The organism is Nitrobacter sp. 62-23 (genome assembly GCF_001897285.1).
Taxonomy (GTDB): domain Bacteria; phylum Pseudomonadota; class Alphaproteobacteria; order Rhizobiales; family Xanthobacteraceae; genus Nitrobacter.
Genome location: NZ_MKSM01000024.1, coordinates 9,902 through 32,797 on the forward strand (window position 1 = coordinate 9,902; position 22,896 = coordinate 32,797).

At 62.9% G+C, this 22,896-nt stretch carries 20 protein-coding genes and 1 pseudogene (1 of these 21 running past the window's edge); 9 read left to right on the forward strand and 12 right to left on the reverse strand.

The genetic code is table 11. The features are described 5' to 3' along the window. Positions 1-58 (reverse strand): annotated as a pseudogene (locus BGO16_RS02745) (3-deoxy-manno-octulosonate cytidylyltransferase) (it extends 637 nt beyond the left edge of the window). A gap of 175 nt (positions 59-233) precedes the next feature. On the opposite strand from BGO16_RS02745, the gene BGO16_RS02750 reads away from it, so the two are divergent. From BGO16_RS02750 to BGO16_RS02775, 6 genes are all read left to right on the forward strand, one after another. Continuing rightward, entirely contained in the window at positions 234-803 is a 570-nt protein-coding gene (locus tag BGO16_RS02750; protein ID WP_292617072.1) for a cytochrome c family protein, read from the forward strand. Positions 804-1,014: 211 nt separating this feature from the next. Further along, a complete protein-coding gene (locus BGO16_RS02755; RefSeq protein ID WP_292617073.1) occupies positions 1,015-2,916 on the forward strand; it encodes an extracellular solute-binding protein in 1,902 nt (633 codons plus the stop codon). A gap of 14 nt (positions 2,917-2,930) precedes the next feature. Continuing rightward, positions 2,931-4,808 carry an extracellular solute-binding protein gene (locus tag BGO16_RS02760; protein ID WP_292617074.1) on the forward strand — a complete coding sequence of 626 codons (1,878 nt, stop codon included), beginning with the start codon at positions 2,931-2,933 and terminating at the stop codon, positions 4,806-4,808. A gap of 2 nt (positions 4,809-4,810) precedes the next feature. Further along, complete coding sequence (locus BGO16_RS02765; protein WP_292617075.1) at positions 4,811-5,920, forward strand: microcin C ABC transporter permease YejB; 1,110 nt, start codon at positions 4,811-4,813, stop codon at positions 5,918-5,920. Continuing rightward, a complete protein-coding gene (locus BGO16_RS02770; RefSeq protein ID WP_292617076.1) occupies positions 5,920-7,098 on the forward strand; it encodes an ABC transporter permease in 1,179 nt (392 codons plus the stop codon). The genes BGO16_RS02765 and BGO16_RS02770 overlap by 1 nt, the downstream gene beginning before the upstream one ends. Positions 7,099-7,105: 7 nt before the next feature. Next, entirely contained in the window at positions 7,106-8,746 is a 1,641-nt protein-coding gene (locus BGO16_RS02775; RefSeq protein ID WP_292617077.1) for an ABC transporter ATP-binding protein, read from the forward strand. 102 nt (positions 8,747-8,848) lie between these two features. On the opposite strand, the gene BGO16_RS02780 is transcribed toward BGO16_RS02775, so the two are convergent. Together BGO16_RS02780 and BGO16_RS02785 are read right to left on the reverse strand one after the other, a co-directional pair. Then, on the reverse strand, positions 8,849-9,733 hold the full coding sequence (locus BGO16_RS02780; protein ID WP_292617079.1) for a C40 family peptidase: 885 nt from the start codon (positions 9,731-9,733) through the stop codon (positions 8,849-8,851). Next, positions 9,726-11,108: a leucyl aminopeptidase family protein gene (locus tag BGO16_RS02785; RefSeq protein ID WP_292617080.1), complete on the reverse strand. Its 1,383-nt coding sequence runs from the start codon at positions 11,106-11,108 to the stop codon at positions 9,726-9,728. Before BGO16_RS02785 ends, BGO16_RS02780 begins: the two co-directional genes overlap by 8 nt. A gap of 148 nt (positions 11,109-11,256) precedes the next feature. On the opposite strand from BGO16_RS02785, the gene BGO16_RS02790 reads away from it, so the two are divergent. Then, on the forward strand, positions 11,257-12,066 hold the full coding sequence (locus BGO16_RS02790) for a tetratricopeptide repeat protein (RefSeq protein ID WP_292617081.1): 810 nt from the start codon (positions 11,257-11,259) through the stop codon (positions 12,064-12,066). Between the two features lie 80 nt (positions 12,067-12,146). Here the strand turns inward: BGO16_RS02790 and BGO16_RS02795 are convergent, their stop codons facing one another. The 9 genes from BGO16_RS02795 to BGO16_RS02835 all read right to left on the reverse strand — a co-directional run bounded on the left by BGO16_RS02795 (position 12,147) and on the right by BGO16_RS02835 (position 21,061). Continuing rightward, the gene (locus BGO16_RS02795) at positions 12,147-13,124 is read right to left on the reverse strand and encodes a type II secretion system F family protein (protein ID WP_292617083.1); all 978 of its coding nucleotides are present in this window, start codon (positions 13,122-13,124) and stop codon (positions 12,147-12,149) included. Between the two features lie 9 nt (positions 13,125-13,133). Then, the gene (locus tag BGO16_RS02800) at positions 13,134-14,108 is read right to left on the reverse strand and encodes a type II secretion system F family protein (protein WP_292617084.1); all 975 of its coding nucleotides are present in this window, start codon (positions 14,106-14,108) and stop codon (positions 13,134-13,136) included. 11 nt (positions 14,109-14,119) lie between these two features. Further along, positions 14,120-15,574: a CpaF family protein gene (locus BGO16_RS02805; protein WP_292617085.1), complete on the reverse strand. Its 1,455-nt coding sequence runs from the start codon at positions 15,572-15,574 to the stop codon at positions 14,120-14,122. A gap of 21 nt (positions 15,575-15,595) precedes the next feature. After that, entirely contained in the window at positions 15,596-16,864 is a 1,269-nt protein-coding gene (locus BGO16_RS02810) for a CpaE family protein (RefSeq protein WP_292617086.1), read from the reverse strand. Next, on the reverse strand, positions 16,861-17,592 hold the full coding sequence (locus tag BGO16_RS02815) for a CpaD family pilus assembly protein (protein ID WP_292617088.1): 732 nt from the start codon (positions 17,590-17,592) through the stop codon (positions 16,861-16,863). Before BGO16_RS02815 ends, BGO16_RS02810 begins: the two co-directional genes overlap by 4 nt. A gap of 16 nt (positions 17,593-17,608) precedes the next feature. Continuing rightward, positions 17,609-19,081 (reverse strand): type II and III secretion system protein family protein, encoded by a 1,473-nt coding sequence (locus tag BGO16_RS02820; protein WP_292617089.1) that lies wholly within the window; start codon positions 19,079-19,081, stop codon positions 17,609-17,611. Positions 19,082-19,096: 15 nt separating this feature from the next. After that, positions 19,097-19,876 (reverse strand): Flp pilus assembly protein CpaB, encoded by a 780-nt coding sequence (gene cpaB, locus BGO16_RS02825; RefSeq protein WP_292617090.1) that lies wholly within the window; start codon positions 19,874-19,876, stop codon positions 19,097-19,099. A gap of 128 nt (positions 19,877-20,004) precedes the next feature. Beyond that, positions 20,005-20,529, reverse strand: coding sequence for a prepilin peptidase (locus BGO16_RS02830; protein WP_292617092.1), 525 nt, complete (start codon positions 20,527-20,529; stop codon positions 20,005-20,007). 325 nt (positions 20,530-20,854) lie between these two features. After that, positions 20,855-21,061, reverse strand: coding sequence for a Flp family type IVb pilin (locus BGO16_RS02835; protein ID WP_292617094.1), 207 nt, complete (start codon positions 21,059-21,061; stop codon positions 20,855-20,857). Between the two features lie 571 nt (positions 21,062-21,632). Here BGO16_RS02835 and BGO16_RS02840 point away from each other — a divergent pair. After that, positions 21,633-22,124: a pilus assembly protein N-terminal domain-containing protein gene (locus BGO16_RS02840; protein WP_292617095.1), complete on the forward strand. Its 492-nt coding sequence runs from the start codon at positions 21,633-21,635 to the stop codon at positions 22,122-22,124. Positions 22,125-22,337: 213 nt separating this feature from the next. Beyond that, positions 22,338-22,895 carry a TadE/TadG family type IV pilus assembly protein gene (locus BGO16_RS02845; protein ID WP_292617096.1) on the forward strand — a complete coding sequence of 186 codons (558 nt, stop codon included), beginning with the start codon at positions 22,338-22,340 and terminating at the stop codon, positions 22,893-22,895. The last annotated feature ends 1 nt before the right edge of the window (position 22,896 follow it).

Here is a 22,896-nt window from a genome sequence, read left to right on the forward strand (position 1 = left end):
GCAGGCGGGTCGCGGCCATGCGGGCGGGAATCAGCACCAGAGCGCGGGTCTCGGTCATCGGTCGGGAGGTCCAGGGCCCGAAGTCAAGCGATCGGGGAATTGGCAGGATTTTCAAGGGCCGCGGCGTTTATACGGGTTGTCAGGACACCGGCAAACCGTTATCTCGTCCCGCCGCCTGCCGCGTTCCACAGGAGCCGGGAAGCCCGACCAAACTTGAGTGGAGCCTGACCAAAATGGACTCCTTCGATATCAATAAATTTCTCGGTGTGCTGCTGGGCACCTGCATCTTTGTGCTGGTGACGAATTTCGTTGCCCATGCGATCTTCGCGCCGGTCGTGCCGGCGAAGCCGGGTTTCAAAATTGCCGTCAAGGAAGAGCCGGCGGCGACCGCCGGCGGTGCCAAGCAAGCGGACAATGCGGCCAAGCCGGCTGCCGAGCCGTCGATCGCGAAGCTGCTGCAGGCGGCGTCGGTCGAGAAAGGCGCCGCTGCGGCCAAGAAGTGCGCCGCCTGTCATACTTTCGAGAAGGGCGGGCCGAATCGCGTGGGCCCCAATCTCTACGGCATTGTCGGAGAGCCGCGCGGCCAGGGCCGCGGGTTCAATTTTTCGGAGGCCATGAAAGCCAAGGGCGGCACCTGGACCTTCGAGGAGTTGAACAAGTTCCTCGCCAATCCGAAGGGCTACATCCCCGGCACCGCCATGGGATTCGCTGGCGTGCCGAAGGACAGCGAGCGTGCCGACATTATTGCTTATCTGAACAACAACTCCGACAAGCCGGAGCCGCTGCCGGCCGTCGCGAAATAGCTGCGCTGGCCTTCGGTGTGGCGCGAGGGGCGAATGTGAGCCGCGAGGATTTCCCGGCCACATCGCCAACCGGTTCTCCAATTCTTCACGACGTTTCACCGCACAAGTGCGGGAGGTGGGGTGGCGTCATCCCGAAAAACCGACATAATCGGCCGAAACAGTGCGTCGCGCCGTAGCATTGGCGCGCCCGACAAATCGCAGGAATTTGCTTTTGGCCTTCACCCGACGACGTCTTCTTCATGGCGGAGCCTTGATCGCAGCCGCTCCCGTGGTCAAAGTCCTGACCGGTGCTTCGGCCTTTGAGGCGGCCCGCGCGCAGGCCGGGCCGACCGGACTCAAATGGCGGCACGGGCTTTCGCTGTTCGGCGACGTGAGATATCCGGAAGGCTTCAAGCATTTCGACTATGTCAATCCGGACGCCCCCAGGGGCGGCACGGTGCGGCAGATCGCGCTCGGCACCTTCGACAATTTCAATCCGGTCGTCTCGGGCGTGAAGGGCTCGATCGCCGGAGCGGTCGGGCTGATCTACGAATCGCTGACGATGCCATCGCTGGACGAAGTCGCGACGGAGTACGGCGCGCTTGCGGAGGCGGTGAGCTATCCCGACGACTTTTCCTTCGTCACCTACCGCCTGCGGGGGCAAGCGAAGTGGCATGACGGCAAGCCGGTGACGCCGGAGGACGTGATCTTCTCGCTCAATTCGTTCAAGACGCATCATCCGCAATATGCCGCCTACTACCGTCATGTGGTGAAAGCGGAAAAGACCGGCGAGCGCGACGTCACCTTCACCTTCGACGCGCCGGGAAACCGCGAACTGCCGCAGATCGTCGGGCAACTGATGGTGCTTCCCAAGCATTGGTGGGAAGGCGCCGACGGTGCCGGCAGGAAGCGCGATATCTCAGCGACCACGCTGGAGCCGCCGCTCGGCAGCGCGGCCTACAGGATCAAGAGTTTCGAGGCGGCGCGATCTGTCACGCTGGAACGGGTCAAGGATTACTGGGGCTTGAATGCCAACTTCAACGTCGGCCGCAACAACTTCGATGAATTGCGCTACGAGTATTTCCGCGACAGCACCGTCGCGCTCGAAGCCTTCAAGGGCGGCCAGGTCGACTGGCGCACGGAAAACAGCGCCAAGAACTGGGCCACCGCCTACGATTTCCCGGCGGTGAAGGAAGGCCGCGTCATCCTGGAGGAGTTTCCCAATAACAGCTCAGGCATCATGCAGGCGTTCGCGCCCAATCTCCGACGCGACAAGTTCAGCGACGTGCGGGTGCGGCGGGCGCTGAACTTCGCGTTCGATTTCGAGACCATGAACCAGCAATTGTTCTTCGGGCAATATACGCGCATCGCAAGCTATTTCGAAGGCACCGAACTGGCGTCCAGCGGTCTGCCCGAGGGCAGGGAGCTGGAGATTCTCGAAACCGTCCGCGCCGAGGTTCCGGCGGACGTTTTCACGACGCCGTACAGCAATCCGGTCGGCGGTAATCCCGAGGCGGTTCGCAACAACCTGCGCGAGGGGATGAGGCTTTTCAAGGAAGCGGGCTACGAGGTGCGCGGCGGCAAGCAGGTCGATGGCAAGACCGGAGCGCCGTTCGAGATCGAACTGCTGTCGGAAGACCCGACCTTCGAACGCGTTCTGCTCTCTTACAAGCCCTCGCTGGAGCGCATGGGGATCACCGTCAGCATCCGCACCATCGACCCGACGCAATACGAAAACCGGATGCGCAACTGGGATTTCGACATGGTGGTCGCGTCGTGGGCTGAATCCCTGTCGCCGGGCAACGAACAGCGCGAGTTCTGGGGCTCGCGTGCGGCGGACATGCCCGGCTCGCGCAACATCGTCGGCATCAGGAATCCGGCCATCGACAAGCTGATCGAGCGCGTGATCTTCGCCAAAGATCGCGCCGATCTGGTTGCAGCCACCCATGCGCTCGACCGCGTCCTGCTGCACCATCACTACGTCGTGCCGCAGTGGACTTACTCGAAGGTGCGCACCGCTCGTTGGGATCGCTTCGGTCGGCCGGCCCAGATGCCGAAATATGGTCTTACAGCCTTCCCGGCGCTGTGGTGGTACGATGCCGGCCGGTCGGCCAAGATCGGCAATCGATCTTGAGGAGTTTTGCGCGGATGAGCGGGCCCAGCCGCCGCCAGGTGATTGGTCTCGGGATCGGTGCGGCAGCCACGGCGTGGCTTCGGCCGGCGGCTGCGATCGGCGCGGAGACCGAGTCCCAAGGGGAATCTCATGGCATGTCGGCGTTCGGCGACCTGAAGTATCCGGCCGACTTTCATCACTTCGACTATGTCAATGTCGATGCGCCGAAGGGCGGGCTGTTCTCGACCATTCCGTCGAGCCGCGCCTTCAATCAGTCGTTCCAGACCTTCAACTCGCTCAACGCTTTCATCCTGAAGGGCGACGGCGCGAAGGGCATGGAGATGACGTTCACCTCGCTGATGGCGCGCGCCGGTGATGAACCTGATGCGATGTACGGTCTCGCTGCCAGGTCGGTGCGTATTTCGGCCGACGGGCTGACCTATCACTTCAAGATGCGGCCGGAAGCGCGGTTTCATGACGGACAGAAGCTGACCGCGCGCGACGCAGCGTTTTCGCTGACGATCCTCAAGGCCAAGGGCCATCCCCTGATCACCCAGCAGATGCGGGACATGGTGAGCGCGGAAGCGCCTGACGACGCGACGCTGGTCGTGACCTTCGCGGCGAAACGCGGCCGCGACGTGCCGCCGTTCGTCGCCGGCCTGCCGATCTTTTCGAAAGTTTATTACACCGCGCATCCGTTCGACGAATCGACGCTCGACGTCCCGCTCGGCAGCGGGCCGTACAAGGTCGGCCGGTTCGAGCCCAATCGCTTCATCGAATTCGATCGCGTCAAGGACTGGTGGGGCGCCGATCTTCCAGTTTGCCGCGGCAGCTACAATTTCGATACTGTTCGGTTCGATTTCTACCGCGACCGCGATGTGGCGTTCGAGGGTTTCTCCGGCCGCAGCTACCTGTACCGCGAGGAGTTCACGTCGCGGATCTGGAATACGCGCTACGATTTTCCGGCGCTGACTGAGGGGCGTGTCAAGCGCGAGCAGTTGCCCGACGAGACGCCGTCCGGCGCGCAAGGCTGGTTCATCAACACCCGACGCGACAAGTTCAAGGACCCGCGCGTGCGCGAGGCGCTCGACTGCGCCTTCGATTTCGAGTGGACCAACAAAACCATCATGTACGGCGCCTATGTGCGGACGGTATCGCCGTTCCAGAATTCCGACCTGATGGCGAGCGGTCCCCCGTCGCCGGAGGAACTGGTATTGCTGGAGCCGTTCCGCGGCAAGGTGCCGGACGAGGTGTTCGGCATGCCGTTCGTGCCGCCGGTGTCGGACGGCTCGGGACAGGACCGCAAGCTGTTGCGCAGGGCCGTGCAACTGCTCAACGACGCGGGCTTTCCTATCAAGGACGGCAAGCGGATGACCCCGCAGGGCGAGCTGTTCCGCGTTGAGTTCCTGCTCGACGAGCCAGCGTTCCAGGCTCATCACATGCCCTATATCAAGAACCTCGGGACGCTCGGCATCGAGGCGACGCTGCGGCTCGTCGATCCCGTGCAGGCGAGGGCGCGGCGCGACGACTTCGATTTCGATATGGTGATCGAGCGCTTCGGTTTCTCGACCGTTCCGGGTGATTCACTGCGGCCGTTCTTTTCGTCGCAAGCGGCAGGGACCAAGGGATCGAACAACCTCGCCGGGATCGCCGATCCCGCGGTCGATTCGCTGATGGAGCAGGTGATCGCCGCCGATACCCGCGCGAAACTCGTGTTCGCCGCGCGCGCGCTGGATCGCGTCATTCGAGCCGGCCGTTACTGGGTGCCGCAATGGTACTCGAACCTGCACCGGCTGGCCTATTGGGACGTATTCGGACATCCGCCTCACCTGCCGAAATATCTCGGCGTAATGGCGCCTGACATCTGGTGGTCGACGCAGGCGGGCGCGGCGTCATCCGGGCAGGCAAAATAGGCATGAGCGCTTATATCGCCCGACGCATCCTTTTGATGATTCCCACATTGCTGGGTATCCTGTTTGTGTCGTTCGTCGTGGTGCAGTTCGCGCCCGGCGGTCCGGTCGAGCGGGTGATCGCGCAACTGAGCGGTTCGGACACCGGCGGCATGTCGCGCATTTCCGGATCGTCCGGCGGCGATTTCGGCGCGCGCGCCCAGGTCGGGGCGTCGTCGGACGCCATGAATTCAAAGTATCGCGGGGCGCAGGGACTCGATCCCGCCTTCATCAAGAGTCTCGAAAAGCAGTTCGGCTTCGACAAGCCCGCGCCCGAACGTTTCCTGCTGATGCTGTGGAACTTCTCGCGCTTCGATTTCGGCAAGAGCTACTTCCGCGACACAACCGTGATCCAGCTCATCAAGGAAAAGCTGCCTGTCTCGATGTCGCTCGGCATCTGGATGACGCTTCTGACCTACCTGATCTCGATACCGCTCGGAATCCGCAAGGCCGTGAGGGACGGATCGCGCTTCGACACCTGGACCTCGGCGGTGATTATCGTCGGCTTTGCGATACCCGGCTTTCTGTTCGCGATCCTGCTCATCATCCTGTTCGCCGGCGGATCGTTCTTCAGCATCTTCCCCTTGCGCGGACTGACGTCGGACGGCTGGAGCCAGTTTCCCTGGTACTGGAAGATCCTCGACTATTTCTGGCATCTGACCCTGCCCATCATCTCGATGGCGCTCGGCGCCTTCGCCACCATGACGCTGCTGACCAAAAATTCGTTCCTCGACGAAATCCGCAAGCAATACGTGATGACCGCGCGCGCCAAGGGCTGCAGCGAGCGGCAGGTGCTTTACAATCACGTGTTCCGCAACGCCATGCTGATCGTCATTGCCGGCTTTCCCAGTGCATTCGTTCACGCCTTCTTTTCAGGGTCGCTGTTGATCGAAACCATCTTCTCGCTCGACGGGCTCGGCCTTCTTGGTTTTGAGAGCGTGCTCAACCGCGACTATCCCGTGGTGTTCGGTACGCTCTTCATCTTTTCGCTGATCGGGCTTGTCATCAACCTGATCTCCGATCTCACCTACATGTGGATCGATCCGCGGATCGACTTCGAGGCGCGGGAGGTCTGATGGCGGTGACGTCGGCAAAGCCGGTCGAAACCGGGGCTGTTTCGCCGCTCGGCGAAGCTGTGCCGCCGGGACCGCATCGGCTCCGCCTGTCGCCGCTCAACCGCCGCCGCTGGCAGAATTTCAAAGCGAACCGGCGCGGCTACTGGTCGCTCTGGATATTCCTGATCCTGTTTTTCATTTCGCTATTTGCGGAATTGATCGCCAACGACCGGCCGTTTCTCATCCACATGAACGGCCATTTCTATTTCCCGGCATTCGTGACCTATCCGGAAACTACGTTCGGCGGCGATTTCGAGACCGCCGCAGATTATCGCGACCCCTATGTTCAGAAACTGATCAAGGACAAGGGCGGCACCATCATCTGGCCGCCGATCCGCTATTCCTACGACACCCATAACCTCGATCTGCCGACGCCGGCGCCCTCAAAACCGACCTGGCTCTTGACCGAGGCTGAATGCAAGGACGTGGTGCAGCGCAAGCACCTCACGGGCTGCCGCGATCTCGAATACAACTGGCTCGGCACCGACGATCAGGGCCGCGACGTGGTGGCGCGGCTGATTTACGGGTTCCGGATCTCGGTGCTGTTCGGGCTTTGCCTGACCATCGTGTCGTCGGTCATCGGCATCGCCGCCGGCGGCGTGCAGGGCTATTTCGGCGGCTGGGTCGATCTCGCCTTCCAGCGCTTCATCGAGGTCTGGACCGCGATACCCTCGCTCTACCTGCTCCTGATCCTGTCGTCGGTGCTGGTGCCGGGATTCTTCGTGCTGCTCGGCATCCTGCTGCTGTTCTCATGGGTGTCGCTGGTCGGTCTGGTGCGCGCCGAATTCCTGCGCGGCCGCAACTTTGAATACATCACGGCGGCGCGGGCGCTCGGCGTGTCGAATGCGACCATCATGTTTCGCCACCTTTTGCCGAACGCCATGGTCGCGACCATGACGTTCCTGCCGTTCATCGTGTCGTCCTCGGTGATGACCCTGACCGCGCTGGATTTTCTCGGCTTCGGTCTGCCGCCGGGTTCGCCCTCGCTCGGCGAAATGCTCGCGCAGGGCAAGGCCAACGTGCAGGCGCCGTGGCTCGGCTTCACCGGGTTCTTCGCGCTCGCGATCATGCTGTCGCTTTTGATCTTCATCGGTGAAGCTGTGCGCGATGCCTTCGATCCGCGCAAGACGTTCAGGTAAGGCTCGCATGGACGCCATCGATCAGCCGCTGCTCGAGGTTCGCGACCTCTCCGTCGCGTTTCACCACGCCGGCGGAACGTCGATCGCCGTCGATCGCATTTCGTTCGATATCAAGCGCGGCGAGTGCGTGGCGCTGGTCGGCGAATCCGGATCCGGAAAATCCGTCAGCGCGCTGTCGATCCTCAAGCTGCTGCCCTATCCGGCCGCGTCGCACCCCGGCGGCAACATCCGCTTCAAGGGCCGCGAACTGCTCGGTCTGTCGGAGCGCGAGATCAGGAGCATTCGCGGCAACGACATCTCGATCATCTTTCAGGAGCCAATGACCTCGCTCAATCCGCTGCACACCATCGAGGCCCAGATCAGCGAGATCTTGCTGCTGCACGGCAGGGGTCGCGGTGCGGCGGCGCGGCGGCGCACGCTGGAGCTGTTGACGCAGGTCGGCATTCCCGAGCCGGAAACCCGGCTTGCGAGCTATCCGCACCAGTTGTCCGGCGGCCAGCGTCAGCGTGTGATGATCGCGATGGCGCTCGCCAATGAACCGGACCTGCTGATCGCTGACGAGCCGACCACGGCGCTGGACGTCACCGTGCAGGCGCAAATCCTGGCGCTGTTGGCGGATATCCGAGCCCGGCTCGGAATGAGCCTGTTGTTCATCACCCACGATCTCGGTATCGTCCGCCGCATCGCCGATCGTGTTTGCGTCATGAACGGTGGCAAGATCGTCGAGAAGGGATCGGTCGAACGGGTCTTCGAGTCGCCGCAACATCCCTACACGCGCGAGCTTCTGGCCGCGGAGCCGAAGCCCGATCCGGCGCCGCCGCGCCCCGAATCGCCGGTCGTGATCGCGGCCGACGATCTCAAGGTCTGGTTTCCGGTCCGGCGCGGACTGCTGCGCAAGACGGTCGGCCATATCAAGGCGGTGGATGGCGTGACGCTGAAGGTGCGCAAGGGCGAGACGCTCGGCGTCGTCGGTGAATCCGGGTCCGGCAAGACCACGCTCGGTCTGGCGCTGTTGCGGCTGATTTCGTCGGACGGGCCGATCGTGTTCCTGAGCAAAAACATCCAGGGTCTGCGTTTCAAGGAGATGCGGCCGTTCCGTCGCGACATGCAGATCGTATTTCAGGACCCGTTCGGAGCCCTGAGCCCGCGGATGTCGGTCGGCGATATCGTGGCGGAGGGCTTGAGCGTGCATCAGCGCTCGCTCTCGGAGACTGAGCGCGAGGCGCGGGTGGTCAAGGCGCTCAGCGATGTCGGGCTCGATCCCGCGACGCGTTTCCGCTATCCGCACGAATTCTCCGGGGGCCAGCGCCAGCGCATCAGCATCGCGCGCGCCGTGGTGCTGGAGCCCGATTTCGTGGTGCTGGATGAACCGACCAGCGCACTCGACATGCTGTTCCAGGCGCAGATGGTCGATCTCCTGCGTGATCTCCAGCGCAAGCGCGACCTGACCTACATGTTCATCTCGCATGACCTGCGGGTGGTCGCCTCGCTCGCCAGCCATCTCATCGTGATGCGGCACGGCAAGGTGGTGGAGGAGGGGCCGGCATCGGCATTGTTCAAGAGTCCGAAGTCGGATTACACGCGCGCGCTGTTTGCCGCGGCGTTCCGGCTGGAGACCGCAAACGGCGCGGAAGCAAGCGCGGAATGAGTCGGAGCACGCGGTGTAAGATCGCCGTGGTTGGAGTTCAGGCAGACCCATCGATCGTCATGGCCGGACTTGTTCCGGCCATCCACGTTTTTGAATCTGGCTTCAGGACGTGGATGCCTGGGGCGAGCCCGGGCATGAGGGGGAATCGAGTCGTTTCACGCTGGTTACGGGGCTTCCCGCTGCCTTGATGCGGGCGATCGCGTCATCAATGCCCTCGATGGCTGTTGCCATGTGATGTGCGTTGGCGTGGATCAGGGTGGTTGCGTCGCGGACGATCGCAACGTGGCCTTTCCAGAAGATGAGATCGCCGCGCCGCGGCTCTCCTGCTTCCGCAGGCGACAATGCGCGTCCCAGGGACGCTTCCTGCATGTCGCTGTCGCGCGGACAACGGATGCCGGCGGCGTTGAGCGCCACCTGCACGAGACCGGAGCAGTCGATGCCGAGGCTGGTCTTGCCGCCCCAGAGGTAAGGCGTTCCGGCGAACATTTCGGCGACCGCGACGAAATCGCTGGCGATATGATCGAGCGGCGCGACGTGACTTGCGGGAATGTAGAGGTCTCCGGCGGCGACGGCGAAGACGCCGTTATGGCGGCGGATGGTCAGCGCCGCGCCGAGCGGCAGTGTTTGCGCAGGCGCGAGTTTGATCGACGGTCCCGGAAACGCGAACGTGCGCAGCGCGATGACCTTGTGGGTCGGTGCTGCACGGGGCCTTGCAAGCGCGCGGTCGGGAATCCATCCGACATAGCCGTCGCTTTCCAATTGACACCAGGCCCAGCCTTCGGCGCTGTGATCGTAGACCGTGACGCGCTCGCCGCGCAGCGCCTGGGTATCGAGCATGGCGTCAGGCAAAGGCTCGCGCTGCAGCGGCGCAACGGCGTCGACGATCTCGCGTTCCTCGCCGTCGACGTAACGCGCGGCCTTGACCTTGCCCTCCAAATAACGTGCGGCAATCTCCGGCCGGGCCGGCGTGAGGCGCGGATCATCCATAGCGTTCGTCCAGCAGTCGGTAGATCGCACGCGCGGCCTGGCATTCGCCGCCCTCGGGTCGCGCTGGCTTCGCGGCCGGCGTCCAGCCGTAGATATCGACGTGAAGCCAGCTTGTCGTCGCCTCGACAAAGCGTTGCAGGAACAGCGCGCAGGTGATCGAGCCGGCGAAGCCGCCCGAGGGCGCATTGTTGATGTCGGCGACCTTGGAATCCAGCCACGCGTCGTAAGCGGGCCATAGCGGCATCCGCCACAGCGGATCGTTCTCGGCCTCCGCCCAGCTCGCGAGATCGCGCGCGAGCCGCTCGTCGCTCGTATAGAAAGGCGGAATGTCCGGTCCGAGCGCGACGCGCGCCGCGCCGGTAAGCGTTCCGAGATCGATCAGAAGGTCGGGTTTGTCTTCGCAGGCGAGCGTCAGCGCGTCGGCAAGAACCAGCCGGCCTTCGGCATCGGTGTTGCCGATTTCAACGCTCAAGCCCTTGCGCGACGGAAAGATATCCAGCGGCCGGAACGCGTTTCCCGCCACCGCGTTCTCCACCGCCGGGATCAGGACGCGCAGCCGAACCTTCAGCTTCGCATCCATGATCATCAGCGCCAAAGCCAGAACATTGGCCGCGCCGCCCATGTCCTTCTTCATGATCAGCATGCCGGTAGCGGGTTTGAGATCGACGCCGCCGGTATCGAAGCAGACGCCTTTGCCGACCAGCGTGACTTTCGGGTGTGCGGGATCGCCCCAACTCATATCGATGAGGCGCGGCGCGCGCGGAGAGGCCATTCCGACCGCATGGATCAGCGGAAAATTGCCTTGCTTCAGATCGTCGCCGGTGATGCAGTTGAAGCTCGCGCCGAAACGCTGCGCGAGATTCTGCGCCGCTGCGGCGAGTTCTTCCGGTCCCATATCGTTGGCGGGCGTGTTGATGAGATCGCGCGCCAGCGCCGCGGCATCCGCCATCCGCGAGATATCGGCGACGTCGACGCCGTCGGGCGGCACCAGCCGAGCCTTCGGCGCGTCGGCCTTGCGGTAACGGCCGAAGCGGTAGCTGCCGAGCGCAAAGGCCAGCGTCGCGAGATGCATGTCATCGGTCGCATTGGCGAAGCGGAATGTCCCGGCGGGCAACAGGCCCGGCAGCTTGCCGGCGAGGAAGGGATCGCGCGAGCGACCCGCGGCATCGCCGAGTCCGAACAGAACGTGCGAGACCTCGCCGTTTGCCGCCGGCAGCGCCAGGTACTGCCCGGCCTTCGCCGCAAAGCCGTTCGCCTCGGCAAACCGGCGTGCATGATCGTCCAGCGTTGCGCCCGTGGTTTCCCACGCCGCCTCGGCGACGAGGGTGATCGGAACGGCTTCCCTGGCCGGCGCGGTCGAAAACGCGGAATGCATGGGTGTCTCGATCTCTGTTCGATGAGGGAAAGTCTAGCGGCTGGGCGCGAAGATGTCAGTCGGTGCAGTTAACCAGACGTTAGGGTTAACAGTCTATTGCTGAAACCGTCCAGCTATCTGATCGGCCAGCAATTGCGAGTGGGTGCCCATGCGTCAGCAGTCGTGTCTTGCCAGGCTTCTCGCGTCCGCGGCCGTGTCGGCGATACTGGCGATCGGACTCGGCGGCTGTCAGACCATGGGCGTTGCGGACATCACCGGCTCGCTCGGCGCGAAGGCGAAGGCAAACTCCGAATCCGATCCTCATCGCATCGCCGAAGTTTATGGCGAGAAATTCCGCGCCAACCCCAAAGACGCTGATGTGGCGTTGAAATACGGACAGGCCTTGCGCGCCATCGGGCAACGCGCCCAGGCGGTCGCGGTGCTGGAACGCGCCGCGATCCTCAATCCGGGCAACAAGGCGGTGCTGGCCGGCTGGGGACGGGCGCTCGCCGACAACGGCCAGTCGCAGCAGGCGTTCGATGTGCTCGGCCGCGCTCATACGCCGGCGAATCCGGACTGGCGGATTCTCTCGGTTCAGGGGACGACACTCGACAAGCTCGGCCGCCACGATGAAGCGCGCCGCTATTATGCGAGCGCGCTCAGGATCATGCCCGATGAGCCCTCGGTGCTGTCCAATCTGGGCATGTCGTATGTCCTGACCAAGGAACTGCCGAAAGCCGAGGATGCGTTGCGCCGCGCTTACGCCAACGCCCGCGCCGACAGTCGGGTCCGTCAAAATCTCGCGCTCGTCGTCGGCTTGCAGGGCAGGTTCGACGAGGCAGAAAGTATCGTGAAGGCCGATCTGCCCGCCGACGAGGCCGAGGCAAACGTCGCCTACCTGAAGCAGGTGCTCGGGCGCGGTGGTAGCGCGCGCGCCGGCGCCGGAGATGTTCTCGCCCCGGACGCCCGGAAGTCATGAGAGCCGGATAGATAAGTCCGAACGCGATCCGCAGCCCGGAGTGACCGACCTTCCGGTCACCGTGCCGCCAATTGCAGGCCTCAATGCATTTGGGCTGCGATCTTGATGCCCGTTGGCCCGAGAATCACCACAAACAGGCACGGCAGGAAGAACACGATCATCGGCACCGTCAGTTTGGGCGGCAGGGCGGCCGCCTTCTTCTCGGCTTCGGACATGCGCATGTCGCGATTTTCCTGCGCCATCACACGAAGGCTTTGCGAGAGCGGAGTGCCGTATCGCTCTGATTGCTGGAGCGCGAGGCATGCGGATTTCACGCCCTCGACCCCGGTGCGCTTCGCCAGATTCTCGTAGGCGACCTTGCGGTCCTGAAGGTAGGACAGTTCGGCTGTGGTCAGCGTGAACTCCTCGGCAAGCGCGACGGACTGGCTGCCGATTTCCGTGCTGACCTTGCGAAACGCGATTTCGATGGACATGCCGGATTCAATGCAGATCAGCAGCAGATCGAGCGCGTCCGGAAACGCCCGCCTGATCGAAAGCTGGCGCTTGGCAATGGAGTTTTTCAGAAACAGCATGGGCGCCTGCAAACCGAAAAAAACGGCGCCGATGCATATGCCGACCTTGACCAGAACTGACTGCTGCATGTGCGACAACAGAAAGACGTAGACAGCCGCACCGATCAGCATGACGATCGGGGTGACCATGCGGAAGAACAGGAAGGTGATGTAGGGAGCATGGCCACGATACCCGGCCATGACCAGCTTGTCCCGCGCGGCTTCCTGAGCCACCCACTTACCGAGATTGAGGTCTTCCACGATCCTTGAGACCAACTGCTTCGGGGCCTGACGCAGCGAGACCTTTTCGGATTTCGAGAGCCGGTCGCGCTCACGCTGGCGGATGCGTTCGCGCTCGCTCGCGACGGCCTTCATCCGCTTCGAGAGGCCCTCCGCCGCGAAAAACGGCGTGATCAGCGTGTAGACGGTTGCGCTGGCGGCGATGGCGGCGAGAACCATCGTCATGAACCGGGGATCGTGGAATTTTTCGACCAGGAACTCGAGCATGTTGCACCGTCAGAAGTCGAAATTGATCATTTTTTTCATCACGTAGATGCCGGTCGACATCCATATCACGCAGCCGGCCAGCATTAGCCGTCCGGTGGGATGGGTCCACAGCAGCGCGATGTAGTCCGGCGTGGACAGATAGACGAGCAGCATGACGACCGGCGGCAGCGAGCCGATGATCGCAGCAGACGCCTTGGCCTCCATCGACATGGCCTGGATCTTCTCGGCCATCTTCTTGCGGTCGCGCAGCACCTTGGACAGATTGCCGAGCGCTTCCGACAGGTTGCCGCCGGACTTCTGCTGGATCGCGATCACGATGCCGAAGAAGTTCGCTTCAGGAACCGGCATCCGCTCGTACAGCCGCGAACAGGCATCGCCCAGCGGCATGCCGATCGCCTGCGTCTCGATGATCGCGGCGAATTCGCTTTTCAGCGGCTCCGGCGAATCGGCCGCCACCACCTTCAGCGATTCGAACAGGGGCATGCCGGCCTTGATGCCACGGACGATCACGTCGACCGCATCTGGAAGCGCGCGCAGAAATGCCTTCTCGCGGCGCTTCTTGAGGAAGCCCAGCAGCCAGCGCGGCAGGCCGAATCCTGCCGCGAACGCCAGGCCGACCGCGGCAATTGGCCCGGCTCCCAGAAACATCGGAACGACGAAACAAACAGCGGCGAAAATTCCTGAGATGATCAGAAACTTCTCCTTCGACCAGGACAGACCGGCCTGTGCGATTTGGCTGCTGAGCGCGACCTTGCTGTTGCGCTTGCTGCGTTGTTCGATTTCCCGCAGCGATCCTTCAATTTGCTCGCGGCGCGAGCGTTGGGCTCTGTCGACCTGACGGACCGCCGGCGTCGTCCGCGCGAACGCGGCGCGGCGCTTTTCGGCCTTCGCCTCCCCCGACAGCGCCGGATACAGGAAGACCCATGCGATTCCGCCCACGGCGGTCGCAGCCATGAATGCCAGTGCGAGGGTCTGCAAGTTCATGGGTGCAATCCTCAGATCTCGACCTTGACTTCCGCCGCATCCAGCGCGGCTGCGAGCCGCTTCTCTTCGTTATAGTATCGCGCGCGTTCCCAGAACCGCGGCCGGCCGATTCCCGTGGAACGGTGCCGGCCGATGATGTGTCCGTTGGCGTCCTCACCGAGCAGGTCGTAGATGAAGATATCCTGGGTGATGATGGTGTCGCCCTCCATTCCCATCACTTCGGTGATGTGAGTGATACGGCGGGAGCCGTCGCGGAGGCGGGCAGCCTGCACGATAATGTCGATTGAGGCGCAGATCATCTCGCGGATGGTGCGCGAGGGCAGCGAATAGCCGCCCATGGTGATCATGGATTCGCAGCGCGACAGCGCCTCGCGCGGGTTGTTGGCGTGCAGCGTACCCATCGAGCCGTCATGGCCGGTGTTCATGGCCTGCAATAGGTCGAACGCCTCGGGTCCACGAACCTCACCGACGATGATGCGCTCGGGGCGCATGCGCAGGCAGTTCTTGACCAGATCGCGCATCGTCACCTGGCCCTCGCCCTCGATGTTCGGCGGGCGGGTTTCCAGGCGCACCACATGCGGCTGCTGCAACTGAAGCTCGGCGGCGTCCTCGCAGGTGATGATACGCTCGTCATGGTCGATATAGTTGGTGAGGCAGTTCAGCAGCGTGGTCTTGCCGGAGCCGGTGCCGCCCGAGATCAGCACATTGGCGCGGCAGCGTCCGATGATCTGGAGGATGGTGCCGCCCTCCGGGGTAATGGCGCCAAACCTGACGAGCTGATCGAGCGTCAGCTTGTCCTTCCTGAATTTGCGGATCGTCAGCGCCGGTCCGTCGATCGCCAGCGGCGGAACGATAGCATTGACGCGGGAGCCGTCGGCGAGGCGCGCATCGCATATCGGCGAGGATTCGTCGACCCGGCGGCCGACCTGGCTGACGATCCGCTGGCAGATGTTCAGCAGTTGCTGGTTGTCGCGGAAGCGGATGCCGGTCCGCTGGATCTTGCCGCCGACTTCGATGAAGACCGTGCCGGCGCCGTTGACCATGATGTCGGCGATGTCGTCGCGCGCCAGCAGCGGCTCGAGCGGGCCATAGCCGAGAACGTCGTTGCAGATGTCGTCGAGCAGTTCCTCCTGCTCGGCGATCGACATCACGATATTCTTGATCGCAATGATCTCGTTGACGATGTCGCGGATTTCCTCGCGCGCGGATTCGCCGTCGAGCTTGGCGAGCTGGGCCAGATCGATCGCCTCGATCAGGGCGCCGAAAATGGTCGCCTTGACCTGATAATAGGTATCGGACCGGCGCGCGTCGACGACCGGCGCCGGCGGCGCGGAGCGTGCCGGCGCGAGCGGAGGAGAGGAAGCGACAGGCGAAGCTGTTTCCGCGGGCGCTCGCGCATTGGCATCCAGCGTCAGGCTTCCCGGCTTCCGGGCCTCGTTCTCTGGTCCGCTACGCTTGCCAAACACGACCGTACTCCACGCGAGGGCTTATCTTGCCCGCAACTTCTCGATGAACGGAGACAGAAACGATTTCCGCGACTTCTTGGCTTCGCCGCGGCCGGTCAGGCGCTGCGCGATCTGGACGAACATTTCAGTGGCGCGGTGGCCCGGCGCGACTTCGGCGATCATCTGGCCGTTGTTCGCGGCCGACCCGAACATCTGGGGCTCGAACGGAATGCTGACGACCGGCTGGCTTTCGATGGCTTTGGCGAATTCCGCGGCGCTGATCTCCGGCCGCTTCGGAACGCCGACCTGGTTGAGGCAATAAAGCGGCGGCCGGTCGTTCGGCCGCGCCGCCTTGAGCAGATCGATCAGGTTTTTTGTGTTGCGAAGGTTGGCGAGATCGGGCGTGGCGACAATGAGGATATCATCCGCGCCGATCAGGGCTCGTTTGGTCCAGCCGGACCATTGATGGGGAATATCGAGCACGATGCAGGGCATCGTCGCACGCAGGGTGTCGAGGATCGAATCGAACGCCTCCGTTCCGAAGTCATAGACCCGGTCCAGCGTCGCGGGCGCGGCGAGCAGGCTGAGATGGTCGGTGCACTTCGACAACAGGCGATCGACGAAAGCGGTGTCGATGCGGTCGGGCGAGAACACGGCATCGGCGATGCCTTGCGGCGGGTCCTGATTGAAATCCAGTCCTGCTGTGCCGAAGGCGAGGTCGAGGTCGGCGACGACGGAATCAAGCGCCAGATCGCGTGCGATCGCCCAGGCGATGTTATGGGCGACCGTCGACGCGCCGACGCCGCCCTTGGCGCCGACAACGGCGATGATCCGGCCAACGGCCTTCGCTTCGGGAATTGAGAACAGTCCGCAAACCGAGCGCACCACGTCGAGGGCGCTGACCGGCGCGATGACATAATCGCTGACGCCGCGCTTGATCAGCTCGCGATACAACGCGACGTCGTTGATGCGGCCGATCACGACGACCCGCGTGCCCGCGTCGCACACGCTCGCAAGCTGGTCGAGCGCCGCGAGGATATCGCCGCGCTCTTTCGCTTCGAGGATGATGACGTTCGGTGTCGGCGCCGAGCGATAGGCCTCCACGGCGGCGGTCATGCCGCCCATCTGGATCTTGAGATGAGCCTTGGCCAGCCGGCGATCCTCGCCGGCCGATTGCACGGCTGTGGCTGTTTCCATCGTCTCGCAAAAGGCCTGCACCGATACGCGCGGCGCCGGCGCGATATGATCGTCGGCCTTCGGCGGAGGGGAGACGGTCGGCTCTTCTGCGTCCTCGCGAGCGTAACTGATCATTGTCCCACACTGCTGATTTTGCTCTTGTCCTCATAGACGGTGGCTGGCGATTGACCTTGTCGATACTTATCGAGCGCAACCGTCCGACGGGCGGCATATGCCGGCGTTTCGGGGCGTGGCTGCACGAGGTCTGAGGGATTTTCCACCATCGCAGCCAGATTGCGTTGTGAGGCGCAACCGAAATTCCAGTACGGCTTGTTGTCGAGATATCCCTTGTTCTTGATCGAAGGACCGAGGTCCTCGGGCCAGACCCCGCAGGGGCCTGCCGTGGCCGCGATTTGCGGATAGGTCAGGCGAATGGTTGCGAGCTGCCGGGGGTCTGCCGGATGATAGGAGCGCACCGTGATGCCGCGCGGCGGCACGCCGTAGGCATTGAGGATGCCCCTGATCTCGCGCAGCGAGTCGTTGGCGGCGCGGGCGTTGGATGTGCCGGCGGGCACTTCGATGACGATGGCCCCGGTACCCTCCCGCAGCCAGGCCTGCGCGAGGCCGCCGATGTCGGCGCGCTGCACGACGGTGAGGCCGCCGCGGCCGGAGCCGACGAACACTTCCGTGGCGGCGTGGCCTTCCTGAACCACGATCGGGTGGCGCAGGCGGTAGTCATCGGGAATGCTGCCGGTGACGATGTCCTGACGGGTGTGGGTGCAAGCGGACAGCGCCGCGGCCGCTCCGATCAGGGCGGCCGTCATGCGCAGGCTGCGCTTGGGACTAGGGGCTGGCTTGTTCATCTGTCCTTGTCCCGTTTCAGTCTGTGATAAAGCCATAAGTGCCGCGATAGCGGCGCGCGGGTTCGGCGCGGCCCGGTGCGCCGTAGATGCGGTTGATGCTGCCCAGCAGCTCGGCCTGCGGGTCCGATGAATCCGCGAAACCATCATCAGGTCGCGAGAGATCCTTCTGTGCGACGGCGCGCACGACGTAAGGCGTCACGAGAATCATCAGCTCGGTGTTGTTGTTGACGTAGTCGCGGCTCCGGAACAACGTTCCCAACACCGGGATATGGGATATTCCCGGCATGCCGCTGATCGACTGCTTGGTCTGCTGTTTGATGAGGCCGGCCATCACCATCGATCCGCCGGATGGAATCTCAAGCGTCGTATCGGCGCGGCGGCTCTTCAGCGAAGGGATCGTCGTACCGCCGACGCTATAGGAACCTTCCTGGGAAAGCTCCGATACCTCGGTCGAGACGTGCAGGCTGATCCTGCCTCCGCTCAAGACGACCGGGGTGAATCCGAGCGAGATACCGAATTTTTTGAACTGGATTGTCTGCGTGCAAGTTTGCACCGGGCCACTCCCCGTGCAGCTCGGCAGGCCGGGGACGGGAAACTCGCCGCCGGCGAGGAAGTTTGCCGATTCACCGGAGATCGCGGTCAGGCTGGGCTCGGCGAGCGTACGGACGACGCCAGAGTTCTCCATCGCGCGCAGCGTCGCCTGCACGGTCGGCATTGTCACGCCGTTGATGACGCTCTTGCCGAAGTCGCCCACAGCGCTGTTGCCCGGCACCAGCGGCGCCCCGTTCGCGGTGAACGGATTGGAATTGTTGAAATTCACGACGGCAGTGCCATAGCTGAGGTTGGCGCTCAAATCGACGCCGAGTTGCTTGATGATGTCGCGCTGCACCTCGGCGACGACCACCTTCAGCATGACCTGGTCGCGACCGCGGACCGCTATGCTGTTGACGACCTTGTCGGCGCTACCGGCAAGTCGCGCAGCCAGATCGGCCGCCTGCTGCGCCTCGATCGGGCTCTGCGCCCAACCCGAGAGTATGACGCCGTCGCCGAGGCCGTCGATCTTGATGTCGGCATTCGGCAAAATCTGCTTGAGCGCGGCGCGCAGGCCGTTGAGGTCGCGTGTGACCGCGATGTCGTAGGCTGCGATCTGCTGGCCGTTGCTGTCAAAGAAGATGATGTTGGTTTGACCGACCGCAGCGCCGATGATGTAGGCGCGTTGCGCCGATCTCACCACAGCGTTTGCGATCTTCGGGTCGGCGACGAGGACATCCTTGACGTCACTGGGAAGTTCCACCACGACGGACTTGCCGATACCAAGCGACAGCGATTGCGCATGCATCCCCGCGCCGGACCTTGCGGCAGGCACGCGGTAGTCGCTTGCGAACACCGGCGTCAGCGCCGGGTTCAGCGTGAAGGCGGCGATCGCCGCGAACGAAAGAGAGCGCGTCGCAAAGGCCTGCAACGGTGTCGGATTTGTCGTCCACTTCATGACAGGCGTCCTTGGTTACCTCTGTACGGTGGTCTTGGTCGGGACGCCGTAACGGACGACATTGATGCTGTCGCGCCTGCGATCATCGATGTTGTTTTCCGGAGCGTTGGCGTCGGCAAGGCTGCGCAGCGCCAGCGACAGCGTTCCCATCTGCCGCGACCGCGCCAGCGTCTCCGCCTGCTCCGGCTTCAGTTCGAGCGTCGCGGTTTTGCCGACCACGACCTTCTGTCCGTTTTTCTCCTCGATGGTCTGGTCGACCGCGAGAACGCGCACGTTGCTGAGAATGGTTTCGGAATTGACGGAGTCAGAGGGATGATCCGCGTTTTTTTCCCGTTTTGAGAGGATTACGTCGACGCGGTCATTGGGGAGAATGAAGCCGCCGGCGCCGGTCTCGGGCGAAATTTCGGTCGAAATCGCGCGCATGCCGGTGGGCAGGATCGCGGCCATGAAGCCGGATCCTTTCGCGCTGACCAGCTTGAGTTCGCGAATGGGCTCTCCGGCGATGAAGGGCGAGCGGGCGATCGATCCCGCCAGCTCCGTGGTGGCGTTGGGACGCTGGTCACGGCGAATGAAGCTGCTGCTGGCGGCGCTCGCGGGCCATGCCTGCCACGCCACTGCGTCCGCGCTCACCGCCTGTCCGAGCTGAATGTCTGACTTCGCGACCAGAACGTCCACGGTCGGGAGCTGCGCGGTCTGGGCGGGTTGCGGCTTCTTGTCGGACCCGCTCGCGAGATAGGCGGCGAGGCCGCCGGCACCGACAGCGATGGCCAAGACGACAATCCGAGCGGTATTCATACGCGTCACTTCCCCCAGTTGCGGTGCGGGGCTTGCACCGCCCTAACCGGGAGTTGAACATTTATTCGTCAAAGCATGGTTAATGGGGCGTATCTAAATCGCGTTAATGAGACCTTTATTGCGCTGGCTCAGTGAAGCGCGAAGCGCGTCAAGTCAACCGCCCGGATCCAGTCGGTCTGCGGATATATCAGCAGTGCGCCAAGCGCGAGCGCAATCCCATAGGGAATTCCGGAGTCCCGGCCGTGCAGGCGGAGGAGCCAGCCTTGATTGTAAAGCTGCGCCGGCAGCGGCCATTGTCGGAACTGGAGCAACAGCAGCGTCAGGACGCCGCCGAACACGGAGGCGATGACCAGATAGGGCAGCAGGAAATCGAAGCCGAACCACAGCGCCGAGGCGGCCGCCACCTTGGCGTCGCCGCCGCCGATCCAACCCATCGCAAAACACAGGAAGGCCACAGCGAGGACCGCCAGTCCCGCCCCGACATGGGACAGCAGGTCCTGAAGGCTCATGCCGCTTCCGACGGCCATGACCAGGAAGCCGGCCACCAGAAGCAGCGAGACCCGATTGGAGATCGTCATGGTGAGCAGATCGCTCGCCGCGGCGAACGCCATCAGGGCCGGGAACAGCAGCAATCGTGCGAGATCGAGTGCCATAGAGAATCAGCCCTCCAGCGCCATTCCGCCAAATTATGGAAATGTAGCCCGTCAAAGTGAATGTTCGGAAAACGGGATACGAAAATTCAGGTGCTGACGAGCCTGGCTGCGAGGGTAACGATGGCGAGCACCAGCGCCATGCAGATGGTTTGAAAAACCTGTCGCGTCCGCTCGCCGTCTGGCAAAGGGGACCGTCCCGGATGGTCCGACTTCAACGGAGTCATTGCGATCAACTCGAATTGTCGTCTGGGTTCGGCGTAGCCGGAAGCGAAAAAGGGTCCCGGGATGCCGGGACCCTTTCCGTAAAAAAATGACAGGCCGGCGATTATGGGTTGCCGGTGCCGCCGCTGCCGCTGCCGCCGCCGCTGCCGCCGAGCTTGGTGTTCACGTCGGAGAATACGCCGTTCAGCGTGGTGCCGAGCGAGTTGACGGCGGCGATGATCGCGACGGCGATGCCGGCGGCGATCAAGCCGTATTCGATCGCGGTCGCGCCGGACTCGTCCTTCAGAAAGCGCGTAACGAGACTCTTCATGTTTGGCTCCATGTGTTCACGTGGCTGTCGAACTGCACCTGGTCGTAACGGCGTTCTCAGCACCGTGACCATGGCACCATCATAGGGTGGGAGAAATTGCAGCGCAGTTAATTGGATTACGGAAACACCGGTATAACGGGCTGTTCTTTCTCAGAGTAAATTTAGATTTAAATGGAATGCGCAGCACCGCATGCTCCGGACGCCTCTTTTTATGAATGCGTTTTGAACGTCCGGCTCATGCCTCACTGAACAGGTGCGATCGGGTGATGCGTTAAGTTGCCGGACCAGGCGATATCAGGCGGTGACTGACCGATCACCATGTCGTGGTTCTCCTGCTTTGGCTTCGGCTGCAAGTCGTCTTTCCGATCTTGTCGGCCCCGGTGGCGTTCCGGCCGCCGGTGGTTTGCAGCGGCGCGCCGGTCTGCCATTTCGGGGAAGGGGTTGGGCGACCCTGCGGAGCCGCGTTTGCAGTTCGTTCATCAATTAACGGCAGATTTGCCATGTCGGGCGCCGGCACCGTCATGTCTTTATGTTTTTCCTGATGCCGGATCGTATGCGTTCGGAGTGGAGTATGTGGTTCAAGTCCCTGCGCGGCCGTTCGTATGTTCTGGTCATCGGTCTGTCGCTTGCGACGGCGGTTCTGCTTTGCCCGGCGGCGTTGCTCGCCGAAGTGACCAGCGATCCGATCTCGGTCAATGTGGACCAGGCGAAACTGGTCAAGCTGCCCGGACATATCGCGACGATCGTGGTTGGTAATCCGCTGATTGCCGACGTCACGCTACAGTCCGGCGGTCTTGTCGTCGTGACCGGAAAAGGCTACGGCGCAACCAATGTGATTGCGATGGATCGCGCCGGCAGCATCCTCGTGGATCGTGTCATTCAGGTCGAGGGACCGAGCGATCGGGTGGTGACGGTCTATCGCGGCGTGGAGCGCGAGTCCTATAGTTGCATGCCGATCTGTGAGAAGCGGATCACCCTTGGGGATAGCCCCGGCTACTTCAAGGCCACGATGGATCAGGCCCAGAATCTGAATTTACAGGCCGGCGGTACGTCCGCAAAATAATCAAAACAATAAAAGCCGGATGGTCATGCGAAAGCTTGCGTCGGGCCATCCGCGCGGGTCGAGTCTGTGATCGCGCCTTAGCCAAACCCGGACATGGTCAATTTGGGGTATAAGACGAGGGGTATTTTGCTGTGATCTGGCGAAATACTTCAACAATCAGTTTCGGCTAGTCCTGGACGGTAGATAAGTCCCGCCGTGTGCAAGGATTGCGCGATGTCGCCATTCCCCCGTCCCAGGACCGCAGCCATAAGGGCGGCCGACCGTTTTCGCGGCAACAATCGCGGATCCGCTGCCGTGGAATTTGCCCTCGTCGCGCCGCTGTTCTTCGCGCTTCTGTTCGCCATCATCGAGACAGGACTGATTTTCTTTGCGAGCCAGAGCCTGGAGACTGCGGTGCAAGACTCCGCACGCATGATCCTGACCGGTCAGGCGCAGATCGCCAAGTTCGACAAGCAGGGCTTCAAGCAAAATGTCGTCTGCCCGAATGTCAGCGTGCTGTTCGATTGTGCGAACGGTGTTTTCGTCGATGTCCAGCGCTATTCGTCCGGATTCGGAAGCGTGGTGATCTCCGATCCGGTCACGAGCGCAGATTTCAGGAACACGAAATACGAACCCGGTTGCGAGGGCGACATCGTCGTTGTCCGGCTGTTTTATCGATGGCCGTTGTTTGTCACGGGGCTCGGCTACAACCTCGCGAATCTGGGCGGCAACGAGCGGCTGCTGTCGGCGACGGCCGCTTTCAAGAACGAACCCTACGGGGGGTGCCCGTGAA